The organism is Andreesenia angusta (genome assembly GCF_001855385.1).
Lineage (GTDB): Bacteria > Bacillota > Clostridia > Tissierellales > Gottschalkiaceae > Andreesenia > Andreesenia angusta.
The window spans coordinates 257,702-274,896 of record NZ_MKIE01000002.1 but is presented as its reverse complement, the minus strand read 5'-3'; the positions used below and the strand labels follow the sequence as shown (position 1 = coordinate 274,896).

19 protein-coding genes are annotated in these 17,195 nt (G+C 43.4%); 12 read left to right on the top strand and 7 right to left on the bottom strand.

Features of this window, described 5'->3' with window-relative positions:
• Nucleotides 1-85 precede the first annotated feature (85 nt).
• Together EUAN_RS03585 and EUAN_RS03580 are read right to left on the bottom strand one after the other, a co-directional pair.
• Nucleotides 86-1,279 carry a pyridoxal phosphate-dependent aminotransferase gene (locus tag EUAN_RS03585; RefSeq protein ID WP_071061801.1) on the bottom strand — a complete coding sequence of 398 codons (1,194 nt, stop codon included), beginning with the start codon at nt 1,277-1,279 and terminating at the stop codon, nt 86-88.
• Nucleotides 1,280-1,343: 64 nt separating this feature from the next.
• Nucleotides 1,344-1,589: a hypothetical protein gene (locus tag EUAN_RS03580; protein WP_071061798.1), complete on the bottom strand. Its 246-nt coding sequence runs from the start codon at nt 1,587-1,589 to the stop codon at nt 1,344-1,346.
• Nucleotides 1,590-1,781: 192 nt separating this feature from the next.
• Here EUAN_RS03580 and EUAN_RS03575 point away from each other — a divergent pair, with 192 nt between their 5' ends.
• The 6 genes from EUAN_RS03575 to EUAN_RS03550 all read left to right on the top strand — a co-directional run bounded on the left by EUAN_RS03575 (nt 1,782) and on the right by EUAN_RS03550 (nt 9,494).
• A complete protein-coding gene (locus tag EUAN_RS03575; RefSeq protein ID WP_071061795.1) occupies nt 1,782-2,114 on the top strand; it encodes a hypothetical protein in 333 nt (110 codons plus the stop codon).
• Nucleotides 2,115-2,133: 19 nt separating this feature from the next.
• Nucleotides 2,134-2,448, top strand: coding sequence for a hypothetical protein (locus EUAN_RS03570; RefSeq protein WP_071061793.1), 315 nt, complete (start codon nt 2,134-2,136; stop codon nt 2,446-2,448).
• Nucleotides 2,449-2,569: 121 nt separating this feature from the next.
• Entirely contained in the window at nt 2,570-4,546 is a 1,977-nt protein-coding gene (gene tkt, locus EUAN_RS03565; protein WP_211266271.1) for a transketolase, read from the top strand.
• Between the two features lie 63 nt (nt 4,547-4,609).
• On the top strand, nt 4,610-6,808 hold the full coding sequence (gene katG, locus EUAN_RS03560) for a catalase/peroxidase HPI (protein ID WP_071061790.1): 2,199 nt from the start codon (nt 4,610-4,612) through the stop codon (nt 6,806-6,808).
• Between the two features lie 146 nt (nt 6,809-6,954).
• Nucleotides 6,955-8,637 (top strand): 2-oxoacid:acceptor oxidoreductase subunit alpha, encoded by a 1,683-nt coding sequence (locus tag EUAN_RS03555; protein WP_071061788.1) that lies wholly within the window; start codon nt 6,955-6,957, stop codon nt 8,635-8,637.
• Nucleotides 8,637-9,494 (top strand): 2-oxoacid:ferredoxin oxidoreductase subunit beta, encoded by an 858-nt coding sequence (locus EUAN_RS03550; RefSeq protein WP_071061786.1) that lies wholly within the window; start codon nt 8,637-8,639, stop codon nt 9,492-9,494. The genes EUAN_RS03555 and EUAN_RS03550 overlap by 1 nt, the downstream gene beginning before the upstream one ends.
• Nucleotides 9,495-9,571: 77 nt before the next feature.
• On the opposite strand, the gene EUAN_RS03545 is transcribed toward EUAN_RS03550, so the two are convergent.
• Genes EUAN_RS03545 through EUAN_RS03535 form a run of 3 tightly spaced genes read right to left on the bottom strand, consistent with a single transcriptional unit; the run spans nt 9,572 to nt 11,062 of the window.
• Entirely contained in the window at nt 9,572-10,060 is a 489-nt protein-coding gene (locus tag EUAN_RS03545) for a hypothetical protein (protein WP_071061784.1), read from the bottom strand.
• Nucleotides 10,061-10,114: 54 nt separating this feature from the next.
• Nucleotides 10,115-10,651, bottom strand: a complete 537-nt coding sequence (locus EUAN_RS03540; RefSeq protein WP_071061782.1) for a dihydrofolate reductase family protein — start codon at nt 10,649-10,651, stop codon at nt 10,115-10,117.
• A gap of 24 nt (nt 10,652-10,675) precedes the next feature.
• On the bottom strand, nt 10,676-11,062 hold the full coding sequence (locus EUAN_RS03535; protein WP_071061781.1) for a hypothetical protein: 387 nt from the start codon (nt 11,060-11,062) through the stop codon (nt 10,676-10,678).
• Between the two features lie 163 nt (nt 11,063-11,225).
• On the opposite strand from EUAN_RS03535, the gene EUAN_RS12590 reads away from it, so the two are divergent.
• Complete coding sequence (locus tag EUAN_RS12590) at nt 11,226-11,372, top strand: hypothetical protein (RefSeq protein ID WP_169817332.1); 147 nt, start codon at nt 11,226-11,228, stop codon at nt 11,370-11,372.
• A gap of 62 nt (nt 11,373-11,434) precedes the next feature.
• Here EUAN_RS12590 and EUAN_RS03530 read toward each other — a convergent pair whose 3' ends face one another.
• Nucleotides 11,435-13,132 (bottom strand): recombinase family protein, encoded by a 1,698-nt coding sequence (locus EUAN_RS03530; RefSeq protein WP_071061779.1) that lies wholly within the window; start codon nt 13,130-13,132, stop codon nt 11,435-11,437.
• A 241-nt stretch (nt 13,133-13,373) separates the two neighbouring features.
• Between EUAN_RS03530 and EUAN_RS03525 the strand changes: the two genes are divergently transcribed.
• The gene (locus tag EUAN_RS03525; protein WP_071061777.1) at nt 13,374-14,042 is read left to right on the top strand and encodes an Rv1352/Rv1906c domain-containing protein; all 669 of its coding nucleotides are present in this window, start codon (nt 13,374-13,376) and stop codon (nt 14,040-14,042) included.
• A 65-nt stretch (nt 14,043-14,107) separates the two neighbouring features.
• Here the strand turns inward: EUAN_RS03525 and EUAN_RS03520 are convergent, their stop codons facing one another.
• Complete coding sequence (locus EUAN_RS03520) at nt 14,108-14,605, bottom strand: helix-turn-helix domain-containing protein (protein ID WP_211266270.1); 498 nt, start codon at nt 14,603-14,605, stop codon at nt 14,108-14,110.
• A 140-nt stretch (nt 14,606-14,745) separates the two neighbouring features.
• On the opposite strand from EUAN_RS03520, the gene EUAN_RS12585 reads away from it, so the two are divergent.
• The 4 genes from EUAN_RS12585 (at nt 14,746) to EUAN_RS03510 (ending at nt 17,185) form a co-directional block, all read left to right on the top strand.
• On the top strand, nt 14,746-14,904 hold the full coding sequence (locus EUAN_RS12585) for a hypothetical protein (protein ID WP_169817331.1): 159 nt from the start codon (nt 14,746-14,748) through the stop codon (nt 14,902-14,904).
• Nucleotides 14,905-14,919: 15 nt separating this feature from the next.
• The gene (locus tag EUAN_RS12580) at nt 14,920-15,075 is read left to right on the top strand and encodes a hypothetical protein (RefSeq protein WP_169817330.1); all 156 of its coding nucleotides are present in this window, start codon (nt 14,920-14,922) and stop codon (nt 15,073-15,075) included.
• Nucleotides 15,076-15,457: 382 nt separating this feature from the next.
• A complete protein-coding gene (locus EUAN_RS03515; RefSeq protein WP_071061775.1) occupies nt 15,458-16,210 on the top strand; it encodes a rolling circle replication-associated protein in 753 nt (250 codons plus the stop codon).
• 15 nt (nt 16,211-16,225) lie between these two features.
• On the top strand, nt 16,226-17,185 hold the full coding sequence (locus EUAN_RS03510; protein WP_071061773.1) for a helix-turn-helix domain-containing protein: 960 nt from the start codon (nt 16,226-16,228) through the stop codon (nt 17,183-17,185).
• Nucleotides 17,186-17,195 lie beyond the last annotated feature (10 nt).

Below are 17,195 nucleotides of genomic sequence, written 5' to 3'. Positions count from 1 at the left end.
AAAATAAATCTTATCATAAATGATAATAAAATCAAAAATATAAAAACAAAAAAAGGGCATGAGTACTCATGCCCTTTTAAAAAATCTATTTTCTCTTAGGATAAGACTCGAGGCCTTTCTTTAGAACGTTCATGGCTTTTTTAAGCGACTCAGACTCAAGCACGTAGGAGATTCTGACCTCGTCAAGCCCAGATCCTTCTGTTTCATAGAAGCCTTCAGCCGGCGCCAAAAACACAGTTTCGCCGTCTACATCGAACTCCTCTAAGAGCCATACTACAAACTCCTCTGAGTTTTCAACCGGAAGTTTGGCTATTATATAGAAAGCCCCTTCAGGTTCTCTGCATACAACGCCTTCCATGCTGCTGAGCGCAGAGTAGAGTATATCTCTTCTTTTGTGGTACTCCACGGTTGCCTTCTCTATATATTCGTGAGAGACTCTGCTTAGCGCAGCCGCTCCAACCTGGTTTATAGTAGAGACACAGAGCCTAGACTGGCAGAGCTTCAAGAACTCGAATATGAACTCGCTGTTCTTAGAGGCAACGCATCCTATCCTAGCTCCGCAAGAGCTGAACCTCTTTGAAATACTGTCCACTATCACGACCCTGTCTTCGACATCTGCTAGATGCGCAAAGCTCAGAAATTCAGTCTCAGTGTAGATAAATTCCCTGTACACCTCGTCGGCGATTATAAAAAGGTCATGCTCTTTCGCAATGTCGGCAAGCATCCTGACTTCCTCTTTTGTATAGACAGTGCCTGTAGGGTTGCCTGGATTTGAGATAAGCAATGCCTTGGTCTTGTCGTTTACAAGAGAAGCTATGGCTTCAATAGAAGGAAGATGGAATCCGTCCTCTGCTTTAGTTATAAAAGGGGATACTTTTATGCCGAGCGAACTTGTAAAGCTACTGTAGTTCGCATAGAAAGGCTCCGGGATTATAACTTCATCGCCATGGTCGCAAAGAACCATGAGTGAAAACAGCAGTGCCTCGCTACCTCCGTTAGTCACTATTATGTCTTCAGGAGTAAAGTCGATACTCTTACTGCTATAGTATTCGGAAAAGGCCTTTAAAAGCTGAGGAAGTCCGTGAGACGAACTGTACTCAAGCACTTTTCTGTCGAAATTATTAACTGCCTCAAAAAATTCTCTAGGTGTTTCGATATCAGGTTGCCCAATATTCAGGTAGTACACCTTTTTCCCGTTTTTCTCTGCTCGATCAGCTATCGGAACTAACTTTCGTATAGGAGATTCTTGAACAGACTTTATTCTGTTAGAAAATTTCATATCAATAAATTCCCCTTTTCAAATAAATTTACCTTTGACTCAAAACTATTGACTCCAGAAATGTCTAGGCATTTGAATTTAAGACTCTAGCTATAGTGGCCTCGTCTTCTCTGCAAATATGCTTTCTATCTTCTAATAGGCCTTTGAGTATGGCGCCAAGCTCATTCATTGTTTTGACATCTGTAGTCTTGGCCAGCTCTTCATTTAGGGCCACAATCTGATTGTTGACTATGTCTAGCGCTTTAGAAAAGTTCTGGTATTCTACGGAGTCTATGTCAACTTTAACTTCTATATCTTTCTCTCTTTCCATTTAAAAAACCACTCCTTGCATGATAATCATATTAACTATAATACTACAAAATCATAAAATAGACTAGTGTAGTAAGCTTCATTAAAAGAAAAAAGAGGAAATATACCGGGATTATTAAAAAAAATAGAATTAATATTAATTTTATGGGTATAATAATTTACTATAGAGACACAAGAGGAGGAATTATATACTATGAGAATATTTGACTACTTTAAAAATGAAAAAAAGACAGCGGGAAGCGCTCCACTAGCAGAAGCGGTGGAAAAAGCCCCTAAACTAAAGGGATTCTATATAATAGAGATCGGCCAAGAAAAGAAATATATAGGTATTGCCGAAAATGGCCTTAGAGAGAAGTTTATAGATCTATACAGCGGACTTCACCTAGAGGGAGACACAATAGCTATAAATGCATATGAGAACAGAGACAAGATAATTGTCCACTGGGTAGAAGAGAATTCTGAAGAGAAAGCCAAGGAGTATATAGATAAGTTTACGAACACTTACGAGCTAGACTGGCTGAAGTAAAGAAAGGGGCAGTATTGACATGGAGAATACTGAAAAGGTTAAGGATGCTTTCAAGAAGATAAAAAACGGAACAGTAGTATTTGAAAAAGAGGAAGGGAATACAGTCCACTTCTTCATACTAGACAGCGAAGGCAACGGATTCAAGACTAGCGTAGATTCCAACTTGCTTGAGTCACACAGTGGCAGTGAAGAAGAACTAGCTTCTTCACTAGACTACAGCGCCTTAACTCTAGAGGATATCGAGTTTTTTAAACTAGGAAAGAAAGTCTACACCCTTACTGACCAAGGGACTATAGTTGCACTGAAAAAATATATATACAAGATAACAGGCTAGATTAGTCACGAGCTGGAGAACTTCTCCGGCTCTTTTTTTCTTTAGGCAATAAACGTATTAAAGGGCTATGATTCAGGGTATGTAATGTATATCTAATTCTAAGAAAACAGGAGGGATTATTTTGAACATAGATAGACTAGCAGTAAACACCATAAGAGTTCTTTCAGCAGAGGCTGTGCAAAAAGCCAATTCTGGGCATCCAGGTCTTCCACTTGGAGCGGCTCCAATGGCTTACACTCTCTGGAGCAGGATAATGAAGCACAATCCAGAGAATCCAAACTGGATCAACAGAGACAGATTTGTGCTCTCGGCAGGGCATGGATCGATGCTCTTGTACTCGCTTCTGCATATGTTCGGTTACGACTTAAGCATGGAGGAGATAAAAAACTTCAGACAGCTGGGAAGTCAGACCCCGGGGCATCCGGAGTATGGACATACCGTGGGAGTCGAGACTACTACAGGGCCACTAGGCCAGGGACTTGCAAATGCAGTTGGTATGGCCATGGCTGAAGCACACCTTGCGTCCCTTTTCAACACTGAAGAGAGGAAGATAGTAGACCACTACACTTATGCAATAGTGGGGGATGGGTGCATGATGGAGGGTATTACAAACGAGGCGTCTTCCCTTGCGGGCACACTTGGACTTTCAAAGCTGATAGTGCTGTATGATTCCAACAACATATCCATAGAGGGCGACACAGACTTAGCCTTCAGGGAAGATGTAGGCCCAAGGTACGAGGCGCTTGGATGGGATGTTCAATTTGTGGAAGATGGAAACGACTTGGACGTGATAGAGGAAGCCATATTAAATGCGAAGTCGAACACAGAGAAGCCTTCTTTTATAGAGATAAAGACACGCATAGGATACGGGTCGGCGAAAGAGGGACAGGCTTCGGCCCATGGGGAGCCGTTGGGAGAAGAGAATGTGGCTGGTTTGAAGTCAAACCTAGGCTGGGAGCATGGCGAGGAGTTTGTCGTGCCAGAGAAGGTAAAATCCCATATGCAGAGCATACTGGCAGAGAAAAAAGCCGAAGAAAGCGATTGGAACAAGGAGTACAAGCTATACAAGAAAGAGAACCCAGAGCTTGCGGCTAAGTTCGAAGCCTTTATAAATGCAGAGATTCCCAAGGGATACTTAAACTCAGAGGAGTTCTACAGCTTCGAAAAAGACATGGCCACAAGGCAGTCTTCGGAGGTAGTTTTAAACAGAATCGCAGAGAAGATGCCGCAGCTGTTCGGAGGGTCTGCAGACCTTGCTCCTTCAAACAAGACCGTCATGAAAAGCTACAGCTCTTTCTCGAAGGAAGACTACGGCGGGAGCAATATACACTTTGGGGTGAGAGAGCATGCCATGGCATCGGTTTCAAACGGGATAGCACTTCATGGGGGGCTTGTGCCATATTGCGCCACTTTCCTGATATTCAGCGACTACTTGAAGCCAGCATTCAGGCTTTCTGCAATTATGAACAAGCAGGTCATATATGTGCTGACACATGACAGCATAGGAGTTGGAGAAGACGGTCCTACACATCAGCCTATAGAGCAGCTCTCTATGCTGAGAGCTACGCCTAATGCAGTTGTATTCAGGCCTTGCGATGCTAAGGAGGTGGCGGCTTCCTGGGCCTATGCGCTTGAGAGAAAAGACGGGCCGACAGCGCTCGCCCTCACAAGGCAGACTGTCAGAAACCTAGAAGAGACCGGAAAAGACGCTCTGAAAGGTGGCTATGTGCTGAAAGACTTTGGAGATAAAGTGGATATAATAATAATATCATCCGGGTCGGAAGTGTCGCTTGCATACGACGCTGCGGTGGAGCTGTGCAAAAGAGGTATTGGAGTCAGAGTGGTGTCTATGCCTAGCATGGAGGTATTTGAAGCCCAAAGCCCTGAGTACAAGGAGTCAGTGCTGCCAAGTGATTTGGACATCCGAATTTCAGTTGAAGCTGGGGCCACTATGCCTTGGTACAGATATATAGGCCCGAAAGGTGTGGCCATAGGTATAGATAGATTTGGAGCTTCAGCTCCTGGGGATCAGCTTTTTGAAGAATTCGAGTTGACAGTGGAACGAGTGGTCAAGGAAGCGATAAAAATATTAGAGTAAAAAAATACTCTTCGGGTATAACTAGTACAAGTATTTAAAATCGAATTACAGGGGGAGATAGATATGAGTGGAAACGGGAAATGTCCAGTTACTGGAATGACAAGACATTCAACTGCTGGTGGTGGAACTACAAATCGCGACTGGTGGCCAAATAGATTGAATTTAAAGATACTCAGCCAACAGTCTGAAAAGACAAACCCAATGGGGGAGGACTTCAACTATGCAGAGGAATTTGAAAAGCTTGATTTGGAAGCTGTAAAGAGAGATCTATATGACTTGATGACAGACTCACAGGACTGGTGGCCTGCGGACTACGGTCACTACGGCGGTCTTTTTATAAGGATGGCATGGCATAGTGCCGGGACTTACCGTATAGGGGATGGACGTGGGGGAGCAGGATCTGGATCTCAGAGATTCGCGCCGCTCAACAGCTGGCCTGACAACGGAAACTTGGACAAGGCACGTCGTCTGCTTTGGCCTATAAAGAAGAAGTATGGAGATGCGATTTCATGGGCAGACCTTATGATACTTGCAGGAAACTGCGCTCTTGAGTCGATGGGATTCGAGACTTTCGGGTTTGCGGGCGGTCGTGAAGATATATGGGAACCTGAAGAGGATATATACTGGGGAACTGAGAGCGAGTGGCTGGGAGACAAGAGGTACTCGGGAGACAGAGAGCTTGAGAATCCGCTAGCCGCTGTGCAGATGGGGCTTATATACGTAAACCCAGAGGGTCCAGATGGACAGCCAAGCGCACTTGGGTCGGCCAAAGACATAAGAGAGACCTTTGCTCGTATGGCGATGAACGATGAAGAGACAGTGGCACTTATAGCCGGAGGGCATACTTTCGGGAAGACACATGGGGCTGGAAGTGCAGACCACGTAGGTCCAGAGCCTGAGGCTGCACCTATAGAGAACATGGGGCTAGGCTGGAAGAACAGTCTTGGAAGTGGAAAAGCGGGAGACACCATTACAAGCGGCATTGAGGGTGCGTGGACACCTACTCCAACCAAATGGGACCACAGCTATCTAGAGACACTTTTTAAATATGACTGGGACCTTGTAAAGAGCCCAGCTGGGGCTTGGCAGTGGATACCGACTGATCCGGAGGCTTCGAAGCTTGTGCCGGACGCTCACGACCCATCTAAGACTCATGCGCCTATGATGACTACAGCTGACCTTGCGCTTAGAATGGACCCTGCATACGCCAAGATATCGAAGCGATTTTTGGAGAATCCTGAAGAGTTCGAAGACGCATTTGCAAGAGCATGGTTTAAACTTACACATAGAGATATGGGGCCACGCTCTAGATATTTAGGGCCAGAGGTGCCGAATGAAGACCTTATATGGCAGGATCCTGTTCCAGCGGCAGACTATGAAACTGTAAGCCAGAGTGATGTAGAGGAGCTTAAGTCCAAGATATCTGAATCGGGGCTGTCTGTTTCAGAGCTTGTATATACAGCTTGGTCATCGGCATCTACTTTCAGAGGCTCGGATAAGCGTGGCGGAGCCAACGGAGCTAGAATAAGGCTAGAGCCGCAGGCAAACTGGGAAGTAAACCAGCCTTCCAAGCTTAAGTCAGTGCTTGAGAAGCTGGAAGCTATACAGCAAGAGTTCAACAGCGCTAAGTCGGGGAATGTGAGAGTTTCCATTGCCGATCTTATAGTGCTTGGAGGAGCTGTTGGAATAGAGAAAGCAGCAGCTAAAGCTGGAGCTGAGGTGACAGTTCCATTCACTCCTGGGCGTACAGATGCGCTTCAAGAGCAGACTGATGTGGATTCATTCTCTGTGCTTGAACCGAAGGCAGACGGTTTCAGGAACTACACCAAGGCGAAATACTCGGTTCCTACAGAAGAGTTACTGCTGGACAAGGCACAGTTGCTTGGACTTACAGCTCCAGAGATGACAGTTCTCTTGGGAGGCATGAGAGTATTGGGCGCCAATTACAACGGAGAGAAGCATGGAGTGCTTACAGACAACCCTGGAAGCCTTACAAACGACTTCTTCGTAAACCTCTTGGACATGGGAACTGAATGGAAACCTGTATCTGAAGAGAGAGATATTTTCGAGGGATATGACAGAAAGTCAGGGGAACTGAAGTGGACGGGAACAAGGGTAGACCTTATATTCGGCTCAAACTCAGAGCTTAGAGCTCTGGCGGAAGTTTATGGAAGCGACACCGCAAAAGACAAGTTTGCAAGTGATTTTGTCAAGGCTTGGAACAAGATTATGGACGCCGACAGATTCGACGTTAAAAAATAGAAGAGACATGTAGATATAGAAGAGGGACTTCTGGTTAAATATCCAGAGTCCCTTCTTTTATATTTGCGCTTACAAGACAGTGTATAGGGTAGAAATCACAATATAGGTACTTGAAGCAGAAATTCAAAGGGAAGGGGAGCTTAACATTGGACTATAACTTGCTTATTGGAGGCTCGGCGGGACAGGGAATTGAAACTCTGGGATTCCTGCTCGAAAAATCTCTGCAGAGAAACAACTACTATCTTTTCTCTAACAAAGACTATATGTCTAGAATCAGAGGGGGACATAATTTCACCAAAATTCGGTTTGGAACAAAGGAGATTTACAGTCACAAAGACGCTCTGGACTTTATTGTCGCCTTCGACGAAACTACAGTAAAAGAGCATAGATTCCGCCTCAAGGAAAACGGTCTCATATTCCTAGACGAGAGCTTGAGGGAGAACACACCTGATGTCTCGGCGAACATGGTGTTTTTGCCAATGAAAGAGTCTGCGAGCAATCTTGGAAACGCGAGAGTGCTAAATACGCTTTTCTTTGGATCGTTGGCCAAAGCATTTGATTTGGATCTAGGAATCGCCAAAGAACTTCTCACCGAGGTTTTCAAGAAAGATATTCTTGAACTCAATCAAAGAGCACTTGAAGCTGGATTCAAGCTAGAGGTTCCCGCTGTCCCAGTCGAGAAGCCACGTGACATTGGGAAGAGAATCTTGATAAACTCCAATCAGGGGATAGCTCTGGGAGCGTTGGCTGCAGGGCTTACTTTCTACAGCGCCTATCCGATGACCCCGTCGACTAGCATAATGAACTTCCTGGCTGAGAATCAAAAGCGAGCCGGCATTTTGGTGGAGCAAGCAGAAGATGAGATTGCAGCAATAAATATGGCGCTTGGAGCCTCGTTTGCAGGAGTAAGGGCTATGACTGGGACTTCTGGCGGAGGCTTTTCGCTTATGACAGAGTCGCTAGGGCTGGCGGGCATGACAGAGACACCACTTGTCGTAGTGAACGTGCAGAGACCGGGTCCGGCTACGGGATTTCCCACCAGGACAGAGCAGAGCGATCTCAGCTTCATTCTTACGGCTTCGCATGGCGAGATACCCAGAATGGTCACAGTAATTCGAAATGCCGAGGAAGCCTTCTACAAGACAGCTAGAGCGTTCAATCTCGCTGAAAAGTACCAGATGCTCGTAATTCTGCTGAACGATCAATATCTGGCTGACGCAAACCAAACGATAGAGCCTTACGACTTCGGGAAGGTGTCTATAGACAGATATATAGAGTCGGGCTTGGACGCTGACGTCTACAACAGGTATGAGCTAAGCGGAGGCCATATATCTCCACGTATTCTGCCTGGCTTCATCCCGGGGAAAACAGTGCTGGCCGACAGCGACGAGCACAACGAGCATGGGAATATAACTGAATCTGCAGAAATCAGGGTCAGTATGATGGACAAGAGGATGGGCAAGCTCCGTATGCTTGAAAGCGAGCTAGAGGAGCCTGAATGTCTAGGAGATGAATCGCCGGAAATCCTGCTGCTTGGATGGGGATCTACATTCGGAACTTTGAAAGAGGCAGTGGAGATACTGAAGCGGGAAGATTTGTCTATAGGGGCTTTAAGCTTCGGAGACCTCTGGCCTCTTCCAATAAAAAAATTGGAGCAGATGGCAGAAGGAGCTAAACAGATAATCAATGTAGAGCAGAACTACACTGGACAGCTAGCCAAGCTTATTCGCCAAGAAACTGGAATAAAGTGTACAAACTCCATACTCAAATACGATGGCAGGCAGATATCTCTTGAAGAAATTGTGTCTGGTGTAAAGGAGGTTTTATAATGGACATACTTAATCCTTTTGAGTGTTCAGAAGAAAAAGCATGGTGCCCAGGCTGCGGAAACCACGCCTTGCTTGAGGGAATAAAGAGAGCCCTCTTTGAACTTGAAAAAGAGCCGCATGAGGTGCTGATTGCCTCAGGTATAGGGCAGGCGGCAAAGCTTCCACATTATATAAATACAAATGGATTTAACGGCCTTCACGGAAGGGCAGTTCCTCCAGCTGCAGGAGCTAAGATCGCCAACAGCGACTTGACTGTGATAATTCACACAGGAGATGGGGACTCCTACGGGGAAGGAGGAAATCATCTTATCCACAACATAAGGAGAAATCTGGATTTGACGCATTTCGTCCATGACAACCAGATTTACGGCCTTACAAAAGGGCAGGCTTCGCCTACAACTGGGAAGGGGCATATAACAGGGATTCAGACTGAAGGTGTACAGCTAGAGCCTTTCAATCCAATTGCACTTGGAATAAGCTTGGACTGTAGCTTTGTGGCTAGGACCTTTGTGGGGGATCAGGAGCATATGGTGGAGACTATGAAGTCAGCCATCAGACATAGTGGTTATGCCCTTGTGGATATACTCCAGCCCTGTGTGGTATTCAACAAGGTAAACACATTTAAGTGGTACAAAGACAGGGTGTATCATTTAGAAAGAGACCATGATGTCAGCGACAAAGTTGAAGCTTTCAGAAGAGCTCAGGAGTTTGGAGAGCGGATACCTATAGGGATATTCTATGTAAATGAAAAGCCTACTTATATGGAATCTGTTGAGTATATATCAGAAAGGGAGCCACTTGTCAGGAAGAAGCTGGACCCCAAAAGTGCAGTACCCTTGATGGATGAATTCTATTGAGTTTGATTCCATAGAAAAAGCAAAGAATGCAGTCTTTAGCTGCATTCTTTTTTGGGTTCCAATTTAAATCCGTGATATTATTCTTTTTCTAGATCCATGACTACGTTTGACTTGCTGGCATCACCTTGATCAGGGGAGACTTTAATCTTAGTCTCCCAACCAGATTTTTTGCCCTTTATAAAGTAGTCGTCATCCTCAGTGGAGACATCGCTAGCTGACTGCATTACATCTCTATAGAAGCTCTTGACTTCCTCTGTGCTTTTCGCCGTGGAGAATGCAACGGTCATGTCGCCGTCGTCGTGAAGCCTGGACTCCGTAATCACAGCACCGTCCATTAAAGGAAACTCTTCCGACGGGAACCCTTCAGGAAGCGAAACTGCTTCTGGAGCAGTTGGCTTGCTAGAGTCCGACTCTTGATTAGACGAGTTGTCTTCTTGTTTTGAAGTATCTTCTACTTTCTCGTTGACTGTAGTATCTTGACTCTTACTATCTTCTGAATTGCAAGCGCTAAAGAGCAGCGCCATCGAGACTGAAAGGCCAAGTACTATACTCTTTCCTCTTTTCATTTTAAACACTCCTTTCGAGATAGCTATTTTATACCCTTTTATAGGTTGGAAAACCTAAATCTTTTTAACATAAGTGAGCTCCACCATGCCGTCAAACTCCACCACATTTGTAAGTTTAAGCTTGATTTCGGGATTCCCTTTGACGAAAAGAGGGATTCCTTCACCTAGTATCGTAGGGATTATTGTGACGATATACTTATCTATGAGGTTTTGTTTGACAAACTGATCGACTAGTTTGCTACCTCCGACAAGCCAGATATCACTTCCATCTTGACCTTTAAGCTCTTTAGCGAATTCGACAATATCATCCGATATAAACTCTACCAATCCATCTGGTTTAAGATTTTCTCTTGTTGCTACGTAGCATTTCTTTCCTTCATATACCCAGTATCCAGGAGAAAGTTCTCGTGTAATCTGATTGTACGTGTTTCTACCCATTATGACAGTGTCGACTGTACTGTAAAAAGCGTCATAGCTGCTTTCAACACCAGGGCTTCCCTCACTTTCGTTTAACCAGTCGACTGCGCCATTGACTCGGGCTATATATCCATCTAGGCTAGATGCAATATAGAGTACTATGTCTCTGCTCATTAAATTGTCCTCCTCATTTGTAAATCAGTCTTCTATCTCAAGCTTCCATATTGTATACTTTCCGGTATATTGAGTGCTCTCAACAATTAACTCACTATTGTCCTTTGAGAAAATATACCCTGCTCCTAGCTGTTCGTCAAGTTTCCAGCCTTCTCTTTCCATCAGCTCTGTTACAGGAGATACGCCCTCTTCTGTTTTAGTTAGATAAGTTCTAGGCTCGTCAGATATTTGCACAATCTCACTTTTCTTGATATTTAAAGCTGTAATTCCTTTCAAAATGGGTAGAGGATTCCCCTCTTGAAATAAAACTGGATAAAGCGCTATAGATGCAAGTATGATAATAATGGCAATTGCAATCCTAATCCTTATCCTTGTAATCAATTTTCCTCTTTCTTGCTTTTTTATACTCATAAAATTCACCTCATTACTATATTATAATTATGATACCCAGATTTTAGAGGTTCTCAACTTATAATAAGGCTTAATCTTGCGAGCATAATTCCAATTCTACTTTAACATACTACGAGTATTTTGATATAATATAAAGGTTAATAGAAATAGAGGAGGAAATACAATGGGTGAAAGAGTCAATGTCCCTACATCTCAAGAAGAGCTGGAGAGACAAGAAGTATATATTAAAGCTGTTAAAGAAATTAACGAGAAAGCTGGAAGAAAAAAACTCTGTTATATAGAAACCTACGGTTGTCCAGTGGTTTCTTAAAGTCTGATTTAAAAAACCTGATAAAATCAAGCTTTACCGAGCTTGACCCTACCAGGTCACGACTATTTGTACTTGAACTTATGAACTAGGCCATTCGCAAAAGTGATGGAGCTCACAACACCATCTAGAATAGCTATCTCTTTTACTGTTGCATTGACAAACTCCTTTACAGGCTCTTTTCCAACTTCGGAAAGGAGCTTTTTATAATCGAAGCCATATTCTATTGACGTACCTTCATCCAATAGCTTCTTTACGAATAACAGTTGAGCGGACTTTTTCAAAAAAGAAATATCTCCCATGCCCCTATCCTCTTCTTTTGGAAGCATGTTTTCGAGCTTCTTATCTATTTCATCCATCTTGGACTCCATATCTAGCTTTTTAATCAGAAAGTCTTTTTCGGATATACTGTCTTCAGAGAACAGAAAAAGATCACGCCACCTGCTAAGTGCTCTTTCAAGCTTAGCCCTTTCAGACTTAAGCCTATTCATTGCAAAATCTTCTTCGTCGTCAGACTGCGCATCTGGATGGAGCTTTATCTCGTCGATGTAGTCTATCTGCAATATGGCCTTGTAAGTGATTTCTATCGACTGCCTATCAATACTATCGACGTCCTTGAATGGCACTCCATCTAGCAACATGTCCTGTAAATCTAGAGGGCTGTCGGACGCTGAAAGCTTACTTTTGGCCTTGATAAAGTTACTTAGGTAGCTTATTACAAATGGGCCGAAACTAACCTCACCGGGGTTGGATGCGTCGCAAAGCTTATCTACACTCTTAGTTCTGCAACGATAGACAGAGGGGCGAAAACCGTCTGCTCTAGGCCTGTCCATTCCGGCAGAAAAAGACGCTCTGCATTTAGCACATTTAAGCAGTCCGCTAAACACATGCACATGATCCTTTCTTCTAGAGGCTGCTGAAATATTCGCTGAATTTTTGTCCATTATGTCATTGCATACTTGCCACAGGTCTCCTGAAACTAGAGGCTTGTGATTATGGTTTATAACTATCCATTCATCCTCGGGCTTTTTCTTGCCACGGCCACCTTGCCTGTAGTTGTACCTCAGAGTGCCTTTATAGAAAGGTGATCTGATTATATCCACTATGGTTTTAGAGGTCCATCTGCCACCTCGCTTGGTATCAATCCCATTATTGTTTAAATAGCGACTGACTTCCAGGGCGCTTTGCTTCTTGGAATACATATCAAAAATCTTCTTAATCACCGGCCCTTCTTTCTCACAAGGCACAGGATATTTATCTTCTTCACTCCAAACATACCCGAATGGAGATTTTGCTCCATTCCACAGGCCTTTTTCGGCCCTGTTCATCATTATCGAGAATACCCTTTCAGCGGTAAGCTTTCTCTCTAGCTGCGCAAATACAAGTATAATCTGAACCATAGCTTCGCCCATTGCGCTGGAGGTATCGAACTGCTCGTTTTTGCTAACAAAAGTGACACCGTAGTCTTTTAGTTCGTCATACATCTCTGTAAAATCCCTTAGATTCCTGGATATCCTATCTATCTTCCAGACTATCATATGGGTAAACTCCCCGTCTCTTATCCGGCGCATCATATCTTGATATGCTGGCCTAGCTGTATTTTTGGCCGAATACCCTGCGTCCTCGAATATCTCAAAATCATCTATTCCAAGCGCATACTTAGAGTAGTTGGAAAGCTCTTCTTTCTGAAAAGGGAGAGAGTCCTTGTCTATCTGGTAACTTGTAGAGACGCGGACGTATAAAGCAGCTTTTTTATTTTTCACACAATATGCCTCCTTTGTTGTATATTTCTATTAGAAAGTGATATAATGATTGAGTAGCGAAATTCTCTTCTTTAATGTATTTTTATATAGGGCGAAGAACCACTTCATTTAATTTATGGGGTGGTTTTTCTTTGTATTACAGAAAAAACAAACCTAAAAAAGAGAATGGGTGTTAAACTCCCCAAAATTTAGGTATAATAAAAATAGCCCTAATATTTATACAATTGAGAGGAGAATTAAAATGAATAAACCTAAGAAACCATTTTATAAGCGTTGGTGGTTTATAGTGATAGCAATCATAGTTGTAGTTGCTGCACTAACTGGCGGAGATGATACATCTAAAACAGCAGACAGCGGAACAGCTACCGAGTCCGCAGACAGTGAAAAGCCTGCTGAAAACAAGGAACCTGAAGCAAAAGAACCAGAAAAAACAGAGTATAAAGCAGGCATGTATAAAGTCGGAGAAGAACTACCTGCTGGAGAATACGTACTTATAGCTTCGGGCGCTGGATACTTAGAAGTTGCAGCGGACAGCACCGGAAACCTTGAATCCATAGTCGGAAACGACAACTTCGCAAAAACTTCAATAATCACAGTGCAAGACGGCGAATATTTCAAGCTCCAAGGCGCGAAAGCCATACCTATAGCTGAAGTGACTGACGAACTTACTCCAAAAGACGGCGTATACAAAGATGGCATGTTCAGAGTAGGCATTGACATACCTGCCGGAGAATACAAAGTAGACCCGGGTGCAGCCGCTCTAGGATATATAGAAATAACTCCAGACAGCAGACATTCGATGATGAATATAATATCAAATGCCAACTTGACTACTGAGATATATCAGACTCTAACAGAAGGCACATACGTTAAACTTCAAAACGGAGCTTCTATAAAAGTGGAGCAATAATAGAGATACAGACCATTTCCTTTGGGCGGGAGATGGTCTGTTTTTTTATGTCTATCGTTCCTTGGTCAAGCGGTGTTCCCGTTGCCTTTTGGATCTTTTGTACTCTCTGAAGCTGATGATGTTGTCCCTTTTTTCTTGGCCTCAAGCTCCAATCTGTAGCTTTCAAGCTCCTCGTCTATAGGGTCGCTAATTGACGGATTGGACAAAACGGCCTCCTTGATTTTATTCGCAACATCCCTTCTTATCTCCTGCGGGATATCCAAGTAAGCCTTTATTATATCCACTTCCAAATCCGTGAGTCCCTTTCTTTGAATATAGGCATCCAATGAAATAGACTTGGACTCCTCGAACATAGAGCCTTCCCCAGTACGAAGCCAATCTTCATTAACTCCAAACTCTCTGCATATATCGGATATAGTCCTATCTGTCAAGCTCCTGACTCCCTTCTCAAGAGAAGCAACATGAGATCTGGATAAGTTAATCTTGTCTCCGAAAAGCTCTTGATTCAATCCAAGATGCTTTCTTAAAAATTTAAGTCGCTCTCCTATAACTCCCAAGTTCATAAGTAATCACCTCCCTACAAAGAGTATATAACTTAGAATGTCTCTTTGCAACAAAATATATTGCAAAACGATTGACTAAAGTCTCAAAGAGTTATATAATTGTCTCAAAGAAACAAAGCAATAAAGAGGAGGGAATGAAAATGAAAATGATGTTAAACGAAAAAGAGCGAGAAGATGCAGACTTCCTAGTAGGCATACTTTCGGGCATGACAGACGGACAGAAACACTCGATGCTGACATACATGCAAGGATTCAAGCAAGGAATACTGTATGTGAAATCAAAACTGGAACTCGTATAGAGGAGGGCGAAAAATATGACCAGGGAAGAAATCAAAAAGAGAGTTGAACACAACTGGAAGGTGCTAAATGAGGACTACGGAATCTACACTATGGAGGAGCTGGACGAAGCGATAGCAAAGCTACCAATACTGGACATATCATGTATGACCGCTCCGATAAAAAGTGACTAGAGGAGGTGGCAGGCATTGGAGTGCTGCAAACTTGCCCGATATGCGGAAAATCATCATCGGAAACAAGGTCGTGGGTGATATGCCCGAAAGAAAAGAAGCCGATCTGCATGAGTCATTGTCTAGGTAACTGCGAGCACATGCTTAAAGACACTACTCTATGCAGATACGGCAAATAAAAAAAGACTACACCTATACGCTGCAACCTTTGGTCGGGAACAGCAACGTAATAGACATAGTCTTTAACCGGTAGGACTAACACTATTTCTTAGTCCAAAACAACCCTATTACATATTGTATCAAAAAAATACGTGCTAGTCACGTAATACAGACTTGTAATAGGTATTATCTTAACGACGACAAGGAACTTAGAAAGGGAAAAGATATGCCTTACAGGGAAAAGAAGATTTATTCAGGGGACATACTGGAAGTAGAAATATATCCTATAAAGACATGGGAAAGAAAACAGAGCAGGGCGAAGAAAGAGAAACTGACTGTACCTAAACAGCAAAGACTGAATGACAAGAATGCCAGAAAGCATCTAGTCAGACTCATAAACGCTAACTTCAGCAACAGGGACATGGCGGTGCATCTGACTTATGACAGAGAGAACCTTCCAGGAAGCGAAAAGGAAGCCAGAAAAGACGTGGCGAACTACCTGAGAAGAGTGAAGCACTACATAGCAAAAGAGGGACTGGAAGAACTGAAGTACATAGCGGTAGTCGAATACAAAGAGCCTGAAGGGAAAGACAAGGGCGTGAGGATACATCATCACATAATAATGAATGGTGGCATAGACAGAGACAAGATAGAGGAGCTGTGGGGCAAAGGAAGAGCCAATGCAGACAGACTTAAAGCGGACGAGTACGGATACGAGGGCTTGGCCAGATATATCTCTAAGGACCCGAAAGGCAATAAGAGGTGGACACAGTCAAGAAACCTGAAGCAGCCTAAAGTGAAGGTAAATGACTTCAAGTACAGCAAGAGAAAAGTGGAGGATATATCTAAGTATCCAGAAGACAGAGGGATGTTTTCTGCACTCTATCCTGGCTATATCTTGAACGACTGCAAGGTATCGGTTAATGAGTACACAGATGGTCGCTATATGTATATACGGATGCGGAGACTTAAAGACTAGAGGAGAGTGGAAGAGATGGAGAGCACAAAGCTGAAAAGAGCCGTAGTAAAAGAGGAGCTGGTAGCGCTTACTGGAGATTTCAAACTGGCGATTATACTCAACCAGATGATTTACTGGAGCGAGAGAGTGAGAGATTATGACAAGTTTATAGCTGAAGAAAAAGCCAGATACGATAAAGAGGGAAGAGAAATAGAAATGGACCTTCAAAATGGATGGATATACAAAACTGCGGAAGAACTTGCAGAGGAAACCATGATGGGCCTATCTCCAAGCAATATGAGGACTCAAATAAAGAAACTTGTAGGAGCTGGATATCTTTCAGAGAGGACTAATCCCAATCTTAAATGGGACAGAACCAAGCAATATAGAGTGGACATAGTGAAGATTCAGATAGAGCTTTTAAAGCTTGGATATGCCTTGGAGGGATATTCGCTAGATGGTGCATTTTCTGCAATTTCCGAAATAGAAAAAGCAAGTGAAGAAAACGAAAAATGCAACAGCATGAATCAGAAAATCAAACCACATAAAACAGAAATTCCAACCATACAAAACGAAAATGCAATACCAGAGATTACTACAGAGACTACAACAGATACTACAACACACACTATGGAGCCTGAAGAAACCGTAGAGTCAAAAGACTCCCTAGAGGACAAAGACCAAATTCAAAACATTGTGTGTGTTCTAGATAAAAAAATAAGCTACGCAGAGGCAAAGAGAATATTAAAAGCTGCTAGAGGAGATATGGAACTCATAAGGGCCAAGTACCAGATAGCTAAGAAGACAGGATACAGAAACCTTATGGGCTATATGCTAAAAGCCATAGAAGAGGACTGGGAAGAGCCGAAAGACTACGCTCCTCTAGTTGCTACAGACTCTATTGCTAAGAAGACAAGCTTCCACAACTTCGAGAGCAGAGCCAGCAAATACTCAAATGACGAGCTAGAGGCTCTGATAAGAGCGAAGAACAGTTAAGAGGGGTGAT